The organism is Variovorax sp. WDL1 (assembly GCF_001541225.1).
Taxonomy (GTDB): Bacteria; Pseudomonadota; Gammaproteobacteria; order Burkholderiales; family Burkholderiaceae_C; genus Variovorax.
The window spans coordinates 1-17,468 of the sequence record NZ_LMTS01000180.1; the positions used below are offsets into that span (position 1 = coordinate 1).

Below are 17,468 nucleotides of genomic sequence, written 5' to 3' on the forward strand. Positions count from 1 at the left end.
CCCGGCAGCGTCGCACAGACTGTGCCGCCCTTCGCGGTCTACAACGGTAAGACAGACCATGCTGAGAGAAGACCTGAAGATGCTCTGCCGGTGCTTGTGGAAGCACTCGGCTACCCGTTGTTGGTTCCGGCTCTGCCGGCTTAGGTCCGGGTAGGGCGCCATGGCGTTGCGATTCGAGAATCTCATGCAATGGAAAATTCCAAGCATTGAGCAAAGTTACGACCAGCGCGATGTCATTTTGTATGCCCTTAGCGTGGGTTACGGCAGCGACCCTGCGGACCCCAAGCAAATTTCGTTTGTCTACGAGAAAGAGCTGCAAACCCTGCCATCCATGGCCCTGGTCCTGGCCACACCAGGTTCATGGTTGCGCGATCCGGCAACCGGCGTGGACCAGAGCAAGGTGGTGCACGGAGAGCAGTGGCTCACTCTTCACAAGCCGCTGCCGACCCAGGGTCGTGTGCGCTCGAGGTCTCGGGTCATCGGCATCGCCGACAAAGGGCCGAAGTCCGGCGCTGTCATCTATGTGGAAAGATTGTTGAGTGACTCTTCCGATGGCAGCCTCTATGCGTCATCGATAGCGTCTTTAATTGCACGGGGCGATGGCGGGTTCGGCGGCTCCCCCTCGGTCTCGCAAATCGTTCACTTGCCCGCCTACCGCCCGGCCGCCCCCCGCGATCAGGTCGTGAGTTGCGATGTGCACACGAATCCCGCGCAGGCGCTGATATTCAGATTGAACGGCGACTACAACCCGCTGCACAGCGATCCTGCGGTGGCCGCGGCGGCGGGCTTTTCCAGGCCAATTCTGCACGGCCTATGCACGCTCGGCCTGATCGAAAAGTCGGTCGTTCAGGGGTTCTGCGCCTACGAGACAAAACTCGTCTCCGGGCTCCAGATTCGATTTGCCGGATTTCTCTATCCCGGTGAAACCTTGCGAATCCGGATGCATCGGAATGACGGTACAGTCTTCTTCGAGGCAATGGTGGTGGAGCGCGAAGAGAAATTGATCGCCCAGGGAAGCGTGCAACTGAATCGGTGGGGTGGCCTTATTAATAAGAATGAAGCGCGACACCGCGACCGTTGATCACATCGTAAATCGAATGACGATGACGATGACGATGACGAAAAGAATGGTCCGACGACGCGCATGAGCTTAGGAAGGCCGCGTGGGGCAGAGCAAAGTTCGCTTGCGTGTGGCGAGTTGCGCCTTGGTTCTGGAGGGTTCCGATGGAAAACGATTTTGCAGGAAAAGGTGTGCTGGTCAGCGGTGGCACCAGTGGAATTGGCTTTGCAATTGCCAAGATGCTGGCACGGCGTTCGGCCGTGGTCGCTATCTCGGGGCGCACGGCAGAGACAGGCGAGGCAGCGGCGGCGCAGCTGCGCGAAATTTCGGACGGCTGCTTTTACGTGCAAGCTCACGCGAGTGATGCCGCCAGTGCGGCCGCAAGTGTTTCAGTTGCCGCCGAACGAATGGAAAAACTCGATGTGCTTGTCAGCGCGGGCGCGTATGGCTCGGTAGGGCCTGCACTTTTCGCAGACATGACTCCCGATCAGATTGAATCGAGCTTCCGCGAACGCTTGCTTGCAAAAATCTTTCCTGTGCATGCCGCGATCCCGTATCTGCGCAAGTCGGGCGCTGCGGCCATCGTGATGATCACCACTGATGCGGCACGTCACCCCACCCCTGGTGAGTCCGTCATCGGCGGCGTCGGCGCTGCGATCATCTTGCTCACTAAGGCGCTGGCTCGAGAGCTTTCGCGCGATGCCATCCGGGTTAACTCAGTCGCGCTGACGCTCACCTCAGACACACCGGCTTGGGACCGAATGTTCTCCAAGCCAGGCTTTGGGAATGACCTCTTTTCGAAGGCTCTGGCGAGGTTCCCGCAAGGTCGCCCCCCCAACGCTGATGAAGTCGCCGAAGCTGCCGCCTTTCTGGCGAGCACTGCTGCCACGCAAGTTACCGGGCAGACCATCAGCGTCAACGGCGGCCTGTCGTTCGGAGGTTGGTAGGTGAACTGTCGGTCGAGCGGGTCGGTTTCATTGACGAGCAAGCTGATAAAGCTTCCGCAATGTGTCATCAACAGGAACAAGGAATAGCATGGGACCTTTGGCTGGATTGAAGATCGTCGAATTTGCAGGGATCGGCCCTGGTCCGTTTGCCGCAATGTTGCTGGCAGACCTCGGAGCGGAGATCATCCGCATCGACCGCAAGGAAGCGTCGGGCCTGGGTCTGGATCGGCCACTTCAGTACGATTACTCCTTGCGCAACCGCACGACAATTCAACTGGATCTGAAGTCGCCTGCCGGCAAGGACTTCGCCCTGCGCCTGATCGATCGGGCTGATGCATTGATGGAAGGATTTCGGCCCCAGGTGATGGAGCGTCTGGGGATCGGTCCCGAAGTCTGCCTGGAGCGCAACCGGCGGCTGGTTTATGGCCGAATGACGGGCTGGGGCCAATCGGGTCCGCTCGCAGAAGTCGCCGGTCACGACTTGAACTACATTGCCCTGACCGGCGCGCTCCATGCCATCGGACGCGAGGGGCAGCCGCCCGCGATTCCTTTGAATCTCTTGGGTGACTATGCCGGCGGCTCGCTGTATTTGGTCGTTGGAATGCTGAGCGCCCTGCTCGAATGCAAGGCGTCCGGGCGCGGTCAGGTCGTCGATGGCGCCATAGTGGACGGTGTGGCTTCATTGTCCACCCAACTCCATGGCGCATTGAAAGCTGGCTTGCTGAACCACGAGCGCGGTACGAACTTCATCGACTCGGGCTCGCATTTTTATGATGTTTACGAGTGCGCCGACGGCAAATGGATCTCTATTGCAGCGGTCGAGCCAAAGTTCTACACACTCCTGCTCAGACTGCTCGAGGTCGACATTGACACGCCTCAATATGATCGCGCGAGCTGGCCAGCCGCAAAGGTCAAGATCGCGCAACGCATCCGGACCAGAACGCGCGGCGAATGGACCCGGCTGCTAGAGGGAACGGATGTCTGCTTCGCACCGGTTCTGGACCTGGACGAGGCTCCGGAACATCCCCACATGAAGGCTCGCGGGATCTATGTGGAAGTTGCCGGTGAACTGCAGCCTGGCCCGGCCCCCCGCTTCAGCAGGAGCGCGCCGGCGGCACCGACACAGGGCGTCGTAGCAACGCCGCAGACCGTGCAGGAGTTGTTGCGCGGCTGGCTGGACGACGAAGTGATCGAGCAAGCCCGAGACTCCAACCTGTTTTGATAGACTTGTATCCGCACCTATCCGCACCTCAACAAATCCGCCACGCTGGCACATGTCATTGATGACACTGAAACATCTGGAAGCTCTTTACTGGATATCCAGGCTAGCCAGCTTCACAGCGGCCGCGGAGCACTTGCATTCCACGCAATCCGCCATCTCGATGCGGATTCGCGATTTGGAAAGCGCGCTGGGACAAGAGCTCATTGACCGCACCGCCCGGTCCGTCAAGCTGACCCCGAAAGGGCGGGAACTCGTCGGTTACACCGAGCAGATCCTCACCCTCATCACTGAAATCAAGACCCGGGTAGCCGACCCGATGATCGTGACTGGAGAGCTCCGCATCGGCATCACAGAGTACGTCGCCCTGACGTGGCTGCCGAACCTGGTGCGCGCGCTCAATGCGCAATTCCCGCGAGTCACGCTGGAACTCAAGGTCGATCTGACTGTGTCGCTACTGGAGCAGCTACGTCAGGGACAGATCGATGTCGCATTGCTGCCCGGGCCGATCACGCAATCCGAACTGGACAACGTGGCACTTGGCCCCGTAGAGTTCGGATGGATGGCCAGTCCTGCGCTCAACGTCCCCAGAACTGCGCTCTCCCCGCGGGACCTGGATGCCTGGCCGATCCTGAGTATGGCCAAGGCTTCCAGCATCCATCCCACGCTGCAAAGGTGGTTCGAGAATTCCACTGCCGTCGGGCGTGGCCTGAATATCAGCAACAGCCTTTCTGTGCTTGCATCCTGGACGCTCGCAGGACTGGGCGTCAGCTACCTGCCGGTCGACTATTGCAAGTCCGACATCGGGGCCGGGCGCTTGCAGCACCTCGACGTCACGCCCCGTCTGCCCCCTATCGAGTATTACGCCGTGTTTCAGCACCAAGGCGATCAATGGCTTGCGCAAGCGGTAGCGGAACTGGCGGTCAAGGTCAGCCGCTTCGGAACCCCCCGAGACGAAACGGCAGTCAACGATGACCTGACCATGACCCGGCCAGGAGAAGCGGCGCCCTGAGCTAAAACAACACCCTCGCCGAGCCGGCCAAGCACTTCGATTCATAGAGCGTGGATCTGGCCGCAGTCGAGCGCCTCGACCTTGACCCATCTGGTTTCCTTATCGAAGTCGCACAGAATAATTCGTTTGCTCTTGCGGCAGGGGGGCCTATGATTCTTTGGTAGAGGCTAGGTAGAGGCTAGGTAGAGGCTAGGTAGAGGCTATCCCGCAGACGGATTATGGTGATAACGCTGCGAGTCGGCAACCAAGGGATTTTCTTGATCAAGAGGGGCTCCGATGTCTGATTTCTCGAGTTTTCCAGAGGTGGCCGACTACTTGACCTACGCAGGCCAGGGTCAGCTGATGCTCAAGAAGTGCCTGGGCTGCGGAGACTTTCACTTTTATCCGAGGCCGGTTTGCCCACATTGCCTCAGCGGCAACACGCAATGGAGTCGAACCTCCGGCGAGGGCGTGATCTACAGCTTCAGTGTGATGCGCCGCTCCGCTGTCCCCTACGTCATTGCATACGTGCAATTGGCGGAGGGCGTTTCGATGATGACGAACGTCGTCGACTGCGACCCGGACGCGTTGCGCATCGGTCAGAAGGTGAGGCTCACGTTTCGCAACTCGGAGGGACACGGGACGATCCCAGTGTTCGCGCCGAGCGCCGACTGACGCCCGTGCATGCCACCCCGGGAACCGGCTTTTCTTCTCGATGAACTTCGATGAACGATGATTTCCGACCAAAGATGAGCGCCGAAGAAGACCACATCACCGCGTTGAGAGACTCGGCCAAGGCGTTCTCCCGCCGCAATCCGGGTGTTGCGCGGGCCCGGCAGCTGCGCGACTCTGGTGGAGGCGTCAATCGTGAGATGTGGAGAACAATGGCCGGGGTGGGCTGGCCCGGCATCCTGGTTCCCGAAGAGTTCGGCGGGCTCGGCCTTGGGTTGCGCGAGATGGGGAACCTTCTAGAAGAGATTTCCAGAGACCTCGCGCCCGAGCCTCTAAATGCGGCGGCGGCCATGGCGCCTCTGCTACTGACGAACAGCGACAACGTGGAAATCCGGGATTCGCTCTTGCAGCAAGTGGCCGCGGGCGACGCGATTCTGGCCGTGGCATGGCAGGAATTTGAAGGCGACCTTGCGCCGGGCGCGGTCAAAACGAGTCTTGACAAGGGACGGTTGAATGGGGTCAAGCGCTTCGTCGTTCCCGCCGACGCCGACGGCTATCTGGTGAGCGTCCGCAGTGGCGACGGAATGGTCATATGTTTCATTAAGCGCGGTGTCGCGGGTCTGTCCGTGACGCATGAGCTTGCTGCCGACGGCACGACACTCGGCCTCTTGCATCTCGACGGTGTCGAGGTCAGCGAAGGGGTAGTCGCCTCGACGCGAGTCGCCGCCAGGGCCCTCACGCTCGCCATCGAGTCTTCGACGGTGCTGGCGGGAGCCGAACTTCTCGGCGTCATTTCGAGGGCGCTCGAAATGACGCTCGACCACATGCGAGTTCGCGTCCAGTTCGGCAAGCCGATCGGCGCTTTCCAGGCGCTGCAGCATCGGGTGTCGGACTTGTACATCCAGCAGGTGGTCTGTGAATCCGTCGTGCGTGATGCTCTCGATTCGCTGAGTTCCGACGGATCGCAATTGAGCAGGTGGGCGAGCCGAGTCAAGGCTCGCTGCTCCGAGGCTGCCATGAACATGGCGCGCGAAGTGGTGCAGCTTCACGGGGCCATTGGCTACGCAGATGAGTGCGATATCGGGCTCTTCGTGCAGAAGTGCATCGTGCTTGCTTCGTGGCTCGGGAACGCCTGCCATCACCGGCTGCGCTATTGCGAGATGCAGCAGGCGTCGGCCGCGGCGTGAGCGACGTTCCGCGAACGACAAAGGCCGAAATAATCATGCAGAAAACAGACTGGAACTCGCTGAGCGATGAAGCTTTTCGGGCGGAAGTGCGGACCTTCTTCGAGACCGAATTCCCGGAGTACTTGCGGTTTCCGGCCCACCATTTGCGCTGGGCAGAGGTCAAGGATTGGTACGGAACGCTTTTCCGCAAAGGCTGGGCCGCGCCCGCATGGCCTGTGGAGTGGGGCGGAATGGGGCTCACTCCTGCGAAGCAGTTGATATTCATGGAGGAGCAGGAGCGTCACGGCGTGGCTCGCACACCGGACATGGGCATCGTGATGCTCGGCCCCTTGTTGATCCAATATGGGTCGATGCCCCTGCGGCAGTTGTTCCTTCCGCCGACGTTGCGTGGAGATTTCATCTGGTGCCAGGGGTACTCCGAGCCGGGGGCCGGGTCGGACTTGGCAGCGTTGCGAACCGAGGCGATTCTCGAGGGAGACCACTACCGCATCAACGGGTCAAAGATCTGGACAAGCTACGCCACGGACGCCACCCATATGTTCATGCTCGCGCGCACCGAAAAGGGCGTGAAGAAGCAAGATGGGATCAGTTTCCTCCTTGTGGATATGAAGTCGCCGGGCATCACGGTCCGGCCGATCCGCAACATCGGAGGATCGACCACCTTTGCGGAAGTTTTCTTCGATGATGTCCGAACGCCGGCCGATTGGCTGGTGGGAGAGCGCAACCAAGGATGGTCGATCGCGAAGTCTCTGCTCGGTTTCGAGCGCCTTTCAATCGGAAGCCCTCGACTGGCTCAAGCGGGGTTGAAGCGCCTCGACGATGTTCTGGCTGAGCGAGGCGGCGCGATTTCGGCGCAGTACGCCGATCGCGTTGCCCGGTTGCGGCTCGATGTTGCCGACCTCGCTTCCTTGTACGAAAAATTCGCGGCCGCTGTGCGGCGCGGAGAACGGCTGGGCGCCGACGTGTCGGTCCTGAAGGTATTCGCCACGGACCTATTTCAACGCCTTTCGGAGCTGTCGATCGAAGTGGCCGGTTCAGCCGGCGGGATCACGGGGCGGACGCAGTTCCGCGAGGAGGGAAGCCGGGTGGACGTACTCTCACTGTTCTATAACGCGCGGCCTCCGACGATCTATGGCGGCAGTAACGAGATCCAGCGCAACATCATTGCGAAGAGCCTTCTCAATCTGCCGATGGGCTGAGAGCCTGTGAACAAATCCGCCACGCCCGCCCGGCCCGCCCAAACGTGGCCACTCCGCGTTGCAAATGCTCGCCATAGCTCGAACTATGGCTGTGCTTTGCGGCTAGATCGGCCGCCGAATTCATTCACAGGCTCTGAGACACGGGGCTTGAATCCTCCGCAGTATTTCCACCTAGGTCGCCGCACCTGCAGCAGCGAGCCGCCGAAGAGGTTCTCATGTCTGGACCATTGACAGGTTTTCGCGTAATCGATCTCACCACGACGATATTGGGTCCTTACGCTACGCAGTCACTGGGCGACCTCGGCGCAGACGTCATCAAAGTGGAGTCGCCGCCGACCGGGGACCTCGCGAGGAACCTGGGCGAAGTCCGTGACGTCGGGATGAGCGGGACATACTTGAACCTGAATCGCAACAAGCGCTCGATCGCGCTCGACCTCAAATCAAAAAAAGCATTGGAGGTTATGCGCAAGCTGATTGCAACCGCGGACGTGTTCCTGCACAACATGCGCCCCATTGCGATTGCGCGTCTCGGCCTGGGATACGAGGAAGTCTGCGGCATCAAGGCTGACATCATCTACGCTGAAGGCGTGGGCTTCGGGCAATCGGGCCCCTATCGCGACAAGCCTGCGTTCGACGACGTCGTGCAGGCTGCGTCGGGGCTGGTCGACATGTTCGTCAAGCGCGACGGGCGCCCAAGTTATGTTCCTACGGCCATTGCCGACAAGGTGACCGGACTGCACCTGAGCCAGGCTGTTGTCGCCGCGCTCTTGCACCGAGTCAGGACGGGCGAAGGGCAGAAGGTCGAAGTCCCGATGTTCGAGACGCTCGTGGCATTCAACCTGGTCGAGCACATGAGCGGAGGGGTGTTCGAGCCACCGGGCGAAGTGGGCTACAAGCGACTACTCGAGGCATCTCGTCGCCCTTTCCGCACTCGCGACGGCTACATCTCCATCCTGCCTTACACCGACCCGCAGTGGTTGAGATTTTTTGCGGCGATTGGCCGGCCGCAGCTGATGGACGACCCGCTCTACGCCACTTACCGCGCACGGATCGAAAATGCCGAGCCGTTGTACCAATTCGTGGCTTCCATCACCCCCGAGAAGTCGGCTTCTGAATGGATGGACATCTGTGTGTCCAACGACATTCCCTGCATGCCGATCCTGACGCTCGGCCAGCTTGCCAGGGACGTGCATCTTCGTGCAGTGGGGATGTTCGAAGATCACCTGCACCCGGTCGCGGGATGCACGCATCTGGTGAGGTCGCCGATGCTCTTTTCCAAGTCGCCGGCATCCATTCGCCGCCCGGCCCCGCGTTACGGAGAGCATACGGCCGAAATCATGCGCGAACTCGGATGCGGAAACGGTGAAGGGTTCGTCGTCGCCCAGGCCGACAAGTCGTGAGGGATCCCGATGTTGAATGAAGCACTCGCGCTTACCGCGTTGTATGGCTCTTCGTCGCTGACTGTTGGAAGCCTTTTTTCGACACAAGCACTCCTGAGCAAGAACTCGCAGGCGCTGGCATTCGACAATCGAACACTCAGCTACGGCGAACTAGCCGCCCGGGTCAACCAGTTGACACGGGCTCTGGGCCGGCTGGGCGTCAAGCCGGGAGATCGGCTGGCAGTCATCTCTGAAAACCGCCTCGAATACATAGAGCTCCTGTTGAGCGCCGCGAGGCTGGGAGCCATTGTTGCTTGCCAGAACTGGAGGCAGACCGACGAGGAGTTGGGCCATTGTCTGGAATTGGTGAGCCCCGTAATCCTGATCTACTCTTCAAAGTATGCCGCGACGGTCGATCGCCTCGGCCGCTCGGAAAGGAAACTCCTCCTTGGCGATGAATACGAGCGGCTTTTGGCACGCGAGAGCGCATTCGAGACCTTGGACGCTGCGGCGCCCGAAGACATTTTCATCATTCTCTACACCAGCGGAACGACGGGTGCGCCGAAGGCCGCCGCCATCAGCCACCGGGCCATGATCGCCAGGTGCGCCATCAACAACGTCGACGGGAGCGTGTTCCCGGATCGTGCCTCCATTTACTGGTCGCCGTTCTTCCACATCGCGTCGACCGAGGGTGTGCTGCACAACCTGTTGAGAGGCGGCAAGGCGGTGGTCTTCGAGGGTTTCGACATCGACAAGATCAAGGCGGCTGTGGCCCGAGAGCAGCGCATCGGCCTTCTGCAACTGATGCCCGGCACCATCGAAAGAGCATTGCAGGGCTTCAGCGACATGCCCTTGGAGCCGGGAACCGTCATGGTGACAGGTGCCATGGCGGACCTCGTGCCAGGGAACCAGATTGCGGCGATCACTTCCATGCTTCAGGCCCCGTTTCGCAATACCTTCGGCTCCACCGAGACCGGGGCTCCTCCGGCGGGCCGAGGCCTGATCCCGATCGGCACAAAGCCCGAACGACTTTCCAAATTGCAGAGTTCTTTCTGTCATCTGCGACTGGTTGGCGAGGACGGCCACGAAGTCGGCGTGGGCGTGCCTGGAGAGGTAGCAATCCGGGGCCCCAGCCTCTTCAGCGGCTATTGGGGCGATGGCGCGGCCAATGCCGAGGCGTTCCGCCAAGGTTGGTACCACATGGGGGATGTGCTTGTTCGCAACGAGGATGGTTCCCTGGATTTCGTGGATCGCAGGAAGTACCTCATCAAGTCCGGGGGCGAGAACATCTATCCGGCGGAGATCGAGCGGTACCTGCTAGCTTCGCCGCGGATTGCCGAAGCCGTTGTTGTGCGCCGAAGCGATCCCCGGTGGGGCGAGGTCCCCGTCGCTTTCGTCGTCAAGGGCGACGACACGCTCACGAGCGAGGACGTGCTGAATCTCTGCCGAGGGCGCATCGCCAACTACAAGCTGCCCAAGCATGTTAGTTTCGTCGCGCATGGAGATTTGCCGCGCAGCGCTACCGGAAAGATTCAGCGGTTCGTGCTGGAACGAGGATTGTCCTCGGAGTCCGTGGATGCTAAGTGAGCGTTAAATCCACCGACTCAATCCAGCTGGTCGACCGACTCTCAAAAACTCGAGAAATCAGACATCGGCGTCCATCTTTTCAGACTCTTTCCAGGATCAGGGTAGCACTTGCGTGACGGGTGCCGAGAGAGCCTCCCGTTGCATGAGCGAGCGCCAAAGAACAACCGGGCACCTGGACATTGGGGTGAGCTTCGCCGCGCAATTGACGAACGGCTTCGATGATTTTCGTCATTCCGCCACGGTTCGAAGGATGGTTGTTGCACAAGCCTCCTCCATCAGTGTTGACCGGGAGCTTTCCGACGCCCGAGATCAGATTGCCATCGGCCACAAAGGCGCCTCCGCGTCCCTTCTCGCAAAAGCCGAGGTCTTCGAGCTGAATCAGCACCGTGATGGTGAAGCTGTCGTAGATCGACGCATACTGAATATCAGATGGCTTCACTCCCGCTTCCTCGAAGGCGTGCCGCCCCGAATTCCGTCCGGCCGACCAAGTGAGATCGACTTTGCCGCCCATCTGGCCCTTCACCGCTTCTCCCGCGCCCAGCAGCGTGACCTGGGGTCGCGCAAGAGTCTTTGCGATCTCCGGTCTCGTGAGGACGAGCGCGCCGCCGCCATCGGTGATGACGCAGCAGTCGAGACGGTGAAGGGGATCAGCGATCATGGGAGAGCGCAGGACGTCTTCGACAGTGACGGTCTCGCGCAGCAACGCGTGCGGATTGTGCTGGGCATGGTGGGATGCGGCAACGCGGATCCATGCCAGCTGTTCTGGCGTCGTTCCGTATTCGTGCATGTGCCGCATGGCCACCATCGCGTACAGGTTCACCAACACGGGGCGAAAGGGCAGCTCAAAGGGTAGATCAGGCGTGGCGCCGAAGATTCGCGTCTTCGTGCCGGTCGCGGCGCCCTCCGCCTTGGGTCTCCCCGCCAGGGTGACCAAGGCGACGTTGCACTTTCCCGAAGCGATCGCCATCGCTGCATGAGAGACATGGGCCAGATAAGAGGCGCCCCCTAGGTCGGTGGTATCCACATGGCGGACATTGAGACCCAGATAGTCCACCATGTTGATCGGCCCCAAACCCGGAGCGTCGCCTGCACAGAAATAGCCGTCAACGTCGCTTTTCGAAAGACCAGCGTCGGCGAGCGCGCCCTGCGCCACTTCCGCATGCAGCAGGGCGGTTGACTTGTCCGGTGCGTGGCGCGTTGGATGTTCAAAAATCCCCGAAATACACACTTTTCCCTTGAGGCTCACTGCCGTCCTTTCATTGCCGGATCCCGGCGCCACTACCGCTCGTCCGGAATGGGGCGTTGCGCGGGGCCGACGTATTCGGAGTCGGCAACGTCGATGTGCCGCAATCTCCGCCCCTGTTTCAGCTCTTCAATCACGTGAGCCATGATGCCGGGCAAGACCGACAGCGAGGCGACAGCCGCCATCTCGTCGGGTGAAAAGCCCATGGCATCCATCACGCAAGCCGTCATTCCGTCGACGTTGATCGCAATCTGGTCCTTGCCGGTCGCACGTTGAAATTCCCGGTGGATGGCTTCGTATAGATCGCATTTGTCGTTCCAGCAGCCATTCGCAATCGCGATCTGCCTTAGCTTGACTGCACGGAAGTCATAGCCTTTGTGCGTCGGATGACCTAAACCCGGTATCTGGGTCTTCGAACGCCGGCACTCCTCGACAATTGCAGCGGCTGCCGCTTCGATGCCCAATCCTTCGGCCGTTCGCTTCTCATGGGCCTGGCGGATGAAGTTCGCCGAATGGGCGGGGTTGATGGTGTTCTGTCCGACCGTGAGCAGGCCAGCCGCAACGGCCGCGATGAAGTTCGCGCTTCCCGACGCGACGAAGCGGGCGGCGATCACGCTGGCCGAGACGAAGCCGTGATTCAGTGTCGAATTCAGCAACGCGTTCATCATGCTCAGTTCCCGCCCGTCGGGAAGCCTCCCGCGCAGGATCAAATGAATCCCTTCCGCGAAGCTAAGCTTCTCGATGATTTCCTCGAGGTGGTAGCCGTAGATGAGAACCTTGTTCTCGGAGACCTCGCTGATCTGGGTGACCCATTCCTTCATTTTTTCCTTTCTTGATCAGCAGGATGATTCAGCTAGCTCATGCTGAGAGCCAGTGGCCAAGAGAGCATGGTTGCTGTCTTGTGTCGCGATCAAATGGAACGAACGACGGCGTCCGGCGTGTCAGTGGATGGACATCCCACCGTCCACTCCGATCACCTGCCCGGTTATGTAACTCGCACCCGGCGAAGCCAGGAACACAAAAAGCGGCGTCAGTTCCTCTGGCTCCGCCCAGCGTCCGAGCAGGATTCTCTGGATCGATTGCTCCCGGAACCGGGGATCGGTTCGGATCGTTTCGGTCATGGGCGTCGCAGCGCCGGGCGCCACCGCATTGACCAAGATGTTGTAACGCGCAAGCTCCTTGGCCGCAGACTTGGTGAACCCCAGCAATCCGGCCTTGGCCGTGCCATAGTTGATCTGCCCGATCGTACCCAGCAGGCCGGCCCCCGACACCACATTGATGATCCACCCCTTCTTGTGTCCCGTCATCCCGTCAACGACCGCCTGAAGGAAATTGAAACTGCCGGTCAAGTGGACGGCAAGCACGTCTTCCCAGGCCTTCATCGACATTTTGTTGATCATCGCCGGCCGGGTCACGCCAGCATTGTTCACAAGCACAGTGACAGTGCCGAAGGAGTCGACGACGGAGCTGACTGTGGCATCAACCTCGGCGCGGTTCGATACGTCGCATCCGTATCCCTGCGCCTGCCCGCCGGCTCTACATATTTCGGAAGCGACTTCCAAGGCCTTTTCCTTGGCGATATCAACCACAGCGACCTTGGCGCCCTGCTGGGCGTAGGCAATCGCCACTGCTGCTCCTATACCTTGACCACCACCCGTGACGATCGCCACCTGATCCTCGAGAGCCTTGCCATTGAACATCAATATTCCCCAAACATACCGTTATCCGAGATCCGCAGTGCCATTCTCTGACAAGCTCCTCGCACCGCTCATGCATCCCGCCTCACCGGCTCTTCGCGGAGCAAGGACAGGCGCCGGCTAATATCACTCTTGGGTGAGGCAGTCCTTGCACTTGTCAATAACCCGCCCCCATTTTTCGATTTCGCCATTCACATACATCTGGAACTGGTCAGCCGAGCCTCCAACGATCGTGAAGCCCGCCGCGCGAAGTCTTTCCTGCACCGCAGGTTGCGCGAGCACCGTCTGAGCGGCTGCATTGATCCGGTCCACCACGTCGTTCGGGGTCTTGGCGGGCGCGAAGAGGCCGATCCAAGCCACAGCCTCAAACCCTGGCAGCGAAAGCAGTTCACCGAGCGTCGGTATGTCGGGAAAGAGCGGCGACCGTTCGCGCGTCGTGACCGCCAAAGGCTTCAGCTTTCCGGCCCGGACGTGCGGGAGTGCGGGCGGAAAGTCCAGCATCCCCATTTGGACCTCGGACTTGAGGAGCGCGCTGGTCACGTCGGCGCCGCCTTTGTAGTTGATCGGTTCAAGTTGCAGTCCCGATTGCTGGCGGACCACTTCGACGATCAGGTGACTCAGCGTGCCTTTTCCGCTTTGCCCGTAGTTCATCTTCCCGCCCGAGGCCGCGACCGAGGTTTCGAACTCCTTGTAGCTCGAGACGGGCAGCGACGCGGGCACGACCATGAAGTAGGGCGTATAAGCGAGCTGAATGACCGCTTTGAAGTCTTTCTGCGGGTTGTACGGAAGCGCGGCGAAAAGTTTGCCGGCCGTTGCGATCGGCCCCGTGAGGCCGAGGAAAAGGGTGTGACCGTCCGGGGCCGAGCGCGCGACGTACCCTGCGGCCAAGGTGCCGCCCGCGCCCAGGCGGTTCTCGACGATCACGGTGCCGCCCAGAACGTCTCCGAGTCCCTGCGCCACCACGCGCGCAACCACGTCGGTTGCGCCTCCTGGCGCATACGGAACAACAAGCCGAACGGGTTGAGTCGGGAAGGCTGTCGCTGCTGACGCGGCGAGAGTGAGAAGCAGGGTACAAATGGATTTCCGAGTCAAAAGCATTCCGAATCTCATGATGTGTCCCCTGCAAAAAATCTTCCAGCTTGGTATTTCAGCCTCATGAATGAAGCTCTCGCTTCGAGGCTCTGCGGCCGCGGTCAGATGAGCAAGAAAAAATCCCTTGGTTGCCCGACTCGCAGCGTAATCACGCTGTCCGTCTGCGGGATAGCGTCGACCAAAGAATCATAGGACGCCGTGCGGCAAGAGCAAAATCAATTATTCTTGGCGACTTCGATAAGCAAACCAGATGGGTCAAGGCCGCGGCGCGCTACGGTTGTTGCCCTGGGCCTGCAGGTAGCGCCGCACCGTGGCGTACGAGGCCACCGGCGAGCCCCACTCCTTGCAAGCCACCCGCAGGTTGTCCAGGTGCAACTGCGCCGTCCAGCCGGGATGCGCGCGGTATTGGAGCGTCAGCGCCGCAATGGCCACCGGCGTCAGGCTCGGGAAGCGCCCTCGTCGCCGCGCAGTTCGTCCTTGAGCACGGCCACCGGATCCGCGGCGCTGCGTGCCTTGTAGTACCAGCGCTCCAGGGTCGACGCGCCGAAGCGCACGTCCGGGCCCGAGACGGGGTGGCGCCAGGTCTTGGCCGCCACCGCGAGGAACGCGGCGCCCAACTGCCGCGGCGCGGGCGGTGCGGCCATCAACGGGCCGATAATCGAGAAGCGCAGGCGCGCCCATCGATCGCGCTCAGGCGGATCAGTAATCGTCTTCAATGCAGGGCTCCAGGTGAGGCCACACCGACGGTGCGACTTGCTGAAGCCAAGGCTATGAGGCCTCGCGTGCTGCGGCTACGTGCAACTTCTGCGGGTGCTCAACGGCCCTCGTGAAGCTTGATCGCACAGGGCAGTGCGCTGCGCGCCGTCAGCGGGCTGAGCCAGACCAGCAGCCGCATCAGCGCCTCTTGTGCCGGACCCGTAAAACGCGCGATCAATTCGTCCGCAGCCCGAGCGGATCAAGAGCTACTTCCAGCATTAGCCGGTTCGCTATGCGGCTTGAGTTCAATACTTCAGTGCCGAGTCAATAAGGGCATACAAAATGACATCGCGACGGTCGTAACGTTGCTCAATTCTGGGAATTTTCCACCGCATGAGATTCTCGAATCGCAAAGCCATGGCCTGACCTTTCCTACGAGCTTAATACGGTTGCCTCGGACGGATGGTGAGGTAATCGATCATGGCGGCAACGGCATTCGTCGATCCGTTGTCCCGCATACATCCTGTCTCATCTCGGCCGGCAAAGATACATTGAACTCGAAGTCATTGACTGCACGATCTCCCCCCGGTGGTTCTTGATTTCGCGAGCGAACGTGACAATGCCTTTGCCGGCTTTGCTGGTCAGGCGCTTCTGAATTGGCACACTGTTCATGTAGATCGTGTCGCCGTGTCTAACGGGTGCGTGCATTCGCCAGTTGTCCACGGACAGGAACGCGACGACCGTGCGGTCGTTGATTCCGCTCTGGCATTGAAGACCGGTCGCGATGGCAAACACCAAAACGCCTTGCGCGATCGGTTCGCCATAGGGTTGCTTCTTGCAGAACTCAAAGTCCACATGCGGAGCACTGAAATCGCCGGAAACACCGGAGAAGTTCACGATGTCACTGTGCGTCACCGTGCGGCGCGGTGTCGTATAGCAATTGCCGATCTCGATGTCTTCGTAAAAAAGTCCCCGGGGCTTCACTTCTTCTTGGTGTGACATGTGTGACATATTTAATCGCTTGGTCATCGCGTTTCGGTTCAAGATGGCGGGTTAGATCAGGAGATATCCATGCACTTCGCAATGACATTGCGCATGATTTCGCTGGTTCCGCCGCCGATCGGACCCATGCGGGCGTCACGATAGAACATTTGCATTTCGTAGTCCATCATGTAGCCTGCGCCGCCCATGATCTGTAAGCCGATGTCGGCGCATCGGATGTTATTCTCCGTCGCAGCCGTCTTCGCGATGCATGTTTCCATGATGGGGTTCAACCCGGCGTCGAGCATGTCCGCGACCCTGTATGTCAGGGCGCGCGCAGTCTCCGTCATGATCTGCATGTCCGCGAATTTGTGCGCGATGGCCTGGAACCGCGAAATTTGCTGGCCGAAAGCGCGCCGCTCTTTAGCATACGTCCGCGCATAATCGATGATCTTCTGGCAATTCCCGACCGCCGATGCCGCAAGGACCATCCGCTCGATGTTCAGGCCTCGCATCATATTGGCCCAGCCGGAGTTCAGCTCGCCGAGCATCCGTTCCCGTGGAACCACGACGTTGTGGAGAAATATGTCATTGGTATGAACCATCTCTCGGCCGAGAGACTTGAGCGGCCGAATCGTCACGCCTTCGGACCGCGCGTCCACGAGGAACAGCGTGATGCCCTTGTAGCCCAGCTTTGGGGAGGTTTTTGCGGCCACGACGATGTAGTCGGCGATATGGGCGCAGGTGATATAGGTCTTCTGCCCGCTCAACAGAAAGTCACCGTTGTGCTCCTGAGCCCGGGTGGCGATCGCGCTCAGGTCGGAGCCGGCGTCCGGCTCTGTCATCGCAATGGCGAGGAGCTTCTTCCCATTGATGATCGATGGGATCAACTCATCCCGGACGGCTTTGGTTCCCCCGTGCAGGATCTGAAGTCCGCCATAAACTGCCGTCGTCAGATACGCGGACGCGACCTGACCATTGTGGTAGCCGAGTGATTCGACAAGCACCGCCAGATCTTTGAAGCTGGCGCCGGATCCACCGTGTTGTTCGGGGTACGGGAGACCCATCCATCCGGCGGCCGCTAGAGCCGCATAAGCCTCGGACGGAAATTCGCTCGCCTGGACGAGGCTGAGAATCTTTTGACCTGGAAGTATTCTTTCCAAGAGATTCAGCACGCTTTCCCTTATCATTTGCTGTTCGTCGCTCAGGCCGAAATAGAAAGTCGAGGAATTCATCATTGGGGTCACTACTGTCCGGTTAAAAGTCAAACAAATTCAACTGGTTAGCGGCGGCTAGCGGATCAATCTGAGAGCCATCGGCCTGCAAGGCGCATGAAATCTGGATTTTCTCGAAAACCGACACCGACAAGATCTGTAGACATGTGTAGAGCGAGGCATCGAGTTGAAGCTCCTTCTTGACGATGGCGATGAGCACGTAGGTGGCCACGACAGCCTCGCGAAGTCCACTTAGCCGCGATCAGACCGCGAAGGGCGGCACAGTCTGTGCGACGCTGCCGGG

Annotated in this window: 15 protein-coding genes and 2 pseudogenes; 9 read left to right on the forward strand and 8 right to left on the reverse strand. The window is 60.1% G+C overall.

The features are described from left to right. Positions 1 to 184: 184 nt before the first annotated feature. The 9 genes from APY03_RS25175 to APY03_RS25215 all read left to right on the forward strand — a co-directional run bounded on the left by APY03_RS25175 (position 185) and on the right by APY03_RS25215 (position 10,241). Positions 185 to 1,081 (forward strand): MaoC/PaaZ C-terminal domain-containing protein, encoded by an 897-nt coding sequence (locus tag APY03_RS25175; protein ID WP_162487259.1) that lies wholly within the window; start codon positions 185 to 187, stop codon positions 1,079 to 1,081. Positions 1,082 to 1,224: 143 nt separating this feature from the next. Then, positions 1,225 to 2,007 (forward strand): SDR family NAD(P)-dependent oxidoreductase, encoded by a 783-nt coding sequence (locus tag APY03_RS25180; protein ID WP_068681226.1) that lies wholly within the window; start codon positions 1,225 to 1,227, stop codon positions 2,005 to 2,007. Between the two features lie 88 nt (positions 2,008 to 2,095). Further along, positions 2,096 to 3,229: a CaiB/BaiF CoA transferase family protein gene (locus APY03_RS25185; protein WP_068681228.1), complete on the forward strand. Its 1,134-nt coding sequence runs from the start codon at positions 2,096 to 2,098 to the stop codon at positions 3,227 to 3,229. Between the two features lie 61 nt (positions 3,230 to 3,290). Beyond that, positions 3,291 to 4,238 carry a LysR family transcriptional regulator gene (locus tag APY03_RS25190; protein ID WP_162487260.1) on the forward strand — a complete coding sequence of 316 codons (948 nt, stop codon included), beginning with the start codon at positions 3,291 to 3,293 and terminating at the stop codon, positions 4,236 to 4,238. A 276-nt stretch (positions 4,239 to 4,514) separates the two neighbouring features. Next, positions 4,515 to 4,892, forward strand: a complete 378-nt coding sequence (locus APY03_RS25195; protein WP_068681232.1) for a Zn-ribbon domain-containing OB-fold protein — start codon at positions 4,515 to 4,517, stop codon at positions 4,890 to 4,892. A gap of 50 nt (positions 4,893 to 4,942) precedes the next feature. Continuing rightward, the gene (locus APY03_RS25200) at positions 4,943 to 6,076 is read left to right on the forward strand and encodes an acyl-CoA dehydrogenase family protein (protein ID WP_068681234.1); all 1,134 of its coding nucleotides are present in this window, start codon (positions 4,943 to 4,945) and stop codon (positions 6,074 to 6,076) included. Positions 6,077 to 6,111: 35 nt separating this feature from the next. Beyond that, entirely contained in the window at positions 6,112 to 7,275 is a 1,164-nt protein-coding gene (locus tag APY03_RS25205; RefSeq protein WP_068681251.1) for an acyl-CoA dehydrogenase family protein, read from the forward strand. A gap of 215 nt (positions 7,276 to 7,490) precedes the next feature. Continuing rightward, the gene (locus tag APY03_RS25210) at positions 7,491 to 8,675 is read left to right on the forward strand and encodes a CaiB/BaiF CoA transferase family protein (protein WP_068681236.1); all 1,185 of its coding nucleotides are present in this window, start codon (positions 7,491 to 7,493) and stop codon (positions 8,673 to 8,675) included. A gap of 12 nt (positions 8,676 to 8,687) precedes the next feature. Further along, positions 8,688 to 10,241: a class I adenylate-forming enzyme family protein gene (locus APY03_RS25215; RefSeq protein ID WP_102906373.1), complete on the forward strand. Its 1,554-nt coding sequence runs from the start codon at positions 8,688 to 8,690 to the stop codon at positions 10,239 to 10,241. Between the two features lie 79 nt (positions 10,242 to 10,320). Here the strand turns inward: APY03_RS25215 and APY03_RS25220 are convergent, their stop codons facing one another. The 8 genes and pseudogenes from APY03_RS25220 to APY03_RS25255 form a co-directional block, all read right to left on the reverse strand. Continuing rightward, positions 10,321 to 11,487 carry a thiolase domain-containing protein gene (locus APY03_RS25220; RefSeq protein WP_068681240.1) on the reverse strand — a complete coding sequence of 389 codons (1,167 nt, stop codon included), beginning with the start codon at positions 11,485 to 11,487 and terminating at the stop codon, positions 10,321 to 10,323. 32 nt (positions 11,488 to 11,519) lie between these two features. Further along, positions 11,520 to 12,305 (reverse strand): citryl-CoA lyase, encoded by a 786-nt coding sequence (locus tag APY03_RS25225; protein ID WP_068681241.1) that lies wholly within the window; start codon positions 12,303 to 12,305, stop codon positions 11,520 to 11,522. 120 nt (positions 12,306 to 12,425) lie between these two features. Continuing rightward, positions 12,426 to 13,184 (reverse strand): SDR family NAD(P)-dependent oxidoreductase, encoded by a 759-nt coding sequence (locus tag APY03_RS25230; protein ID WP_068681243.1) that lies wholly within the window; start codon positions 13,182 to 13,184, stop codon positions 12,426 to 12,428. Between the two features lie 123 nt (positions 13,185 to 13,307). After that, on the reverse strand, positions 13,308 to 14,156 hold the full coding sequence (locus tag APY03_RS25235) for a Bug family tripartite tricarboxylate transporter substrate binding protein (protein ID WP_162487261.1): 849 nt from the start codon (positions 14,154 to 14,156) through the stop codon (positions 13,308 to 13,310). Between the two features lie 384 nt (positions 14,157 to 14,540). Beyond that, positions 14,541 to 14,989: pseudogene (locus APY03_RS44430) on the reverse strand (helix-turn-helix domain-containing protein); the annotation flags it as partial. A 508-nt stretch (positions 14,990 to 15,497) separates the two neighbouring features. After that, complete coding sequence (locus APY03_RS25245) at positions 15,498 to 15,971, reverse strand: MaoC/PaaZ C-terminal domain-containing protein (RefSeq protein WP_068681253.1); 474 nt, start codon at positions 15,969 to 15,971, stop codon at positions 15,498 to 15,500. 56 nt (positions 15,972 to 16,027) lie between these two features. After that, positions 16,028 to 17,188: an acyl-CoA dehydrogenase family protein gene (locus APY03_RS25250; RefSeq protein WP_174262857.1), complete on the reverse strand. Its 1,161-nt coding sequence runs from the start codon at positions 17,186 to 17,188 to the stop codon at positions 16,028 to 16,030. 19 nt (positions 17,189 to 17,207) lie between these two features. Further along, a pseudogene (locus APY03_RS25255) lies at positions 17,208 to 17,396 on the reverse strand (IS4 family transposase); the annotation flags it as partial. Positions 17,397 to 17,468 lie beyond the last annotated feature (72 nt).

Excerpts from the sequence above, each read along its gene's own strand:
- APY03_RS25175 (WP_162487259.1), top strand. The coding sequence starts at position 185 with ATGCAATGGAAAATTCCAAGCATTGAGCAAAGTTACGACCAGCGCGAT.
- APY03_RS25180 (WP_068681226.1), top strand. The coding sequence starts at position 1,225 with ATGGAAAACGATTTTGCAGGAAAAGGTGTGCTGGTCAGCGGTGGCACC.
- APY03_RS25185 (WP_068681228.1), top strand. The coding sequence starts at position 2,096 with ATGGGACCTTTGGCTGGATTGAAGATCGTCGAATTTGCAGGGATCGGC.
- APY03_RS25190 (WP_162487260.1), top strand. The coding sequence starts at position 3,291 with ATGACACTGAAACATCTGGAAGCTCTTTACTGGATATCCAGGCTAGCC.
- APY03_RS25195 (WP_068681232.1), top strand. The coding sequence starts at position 4,515 with ATGTCTGATTTCTCGAGTTTTCCAGAGGTGGCCGACTACTTGACCTAC.
- APY03_RS25200 (WP_068681234.1), top strand. The coding sequence starts at position 4,943 with ATGAACGATGATTTCCGACCAAAGATGAGCGCCGAAGAAGACCACATC.
- APY03_RS25205 (WP_068681251.1), top strand. The coding sequence starts at position 6,112 with ATGCAGAAAACAGACTGGAACTCGCTGAGCGATGAAGCTTTTCGGGCG.
- APY03_RS25210 (WP_068681236.1), top strand. The coding sequence starts at position 7,491 with ATGTCTGGACCATTGACAGGTTTTCGCGTAATCGATCTCACCACGACG.
- APY03_RS25225 (WP_068681241.1), bottom strand. The coding sequence starts at position 12,305 with ATGAAGGAATGGGTCACCCAGATCAGCGAGGTCTCCGAGAACAAGGTT.
- APY03_RS25230 (WP_068681243.1), bottom strand. The coding sequence starts at position 13,184 with ATGTTCAATGGCAAGGCTCTCGAGGATCAGGTGGCGATCGTCACGGGT.
- APY03_RS25245 (WP_068681253.1), bottom strand. The coding sequence starts at position 15,971 with ATGTCACACCAAGAAGAAGTGAAGCCCCGGGGACTTTTTTACGAAGAC.
- APY03_RS25250 (WP_174262857.1), bottom strand. The coding sequence starts at position 17,188 with ATGATGAATTCCTCGACTTTCTATTTCGGCCTGAGCGACGAACAGCAA.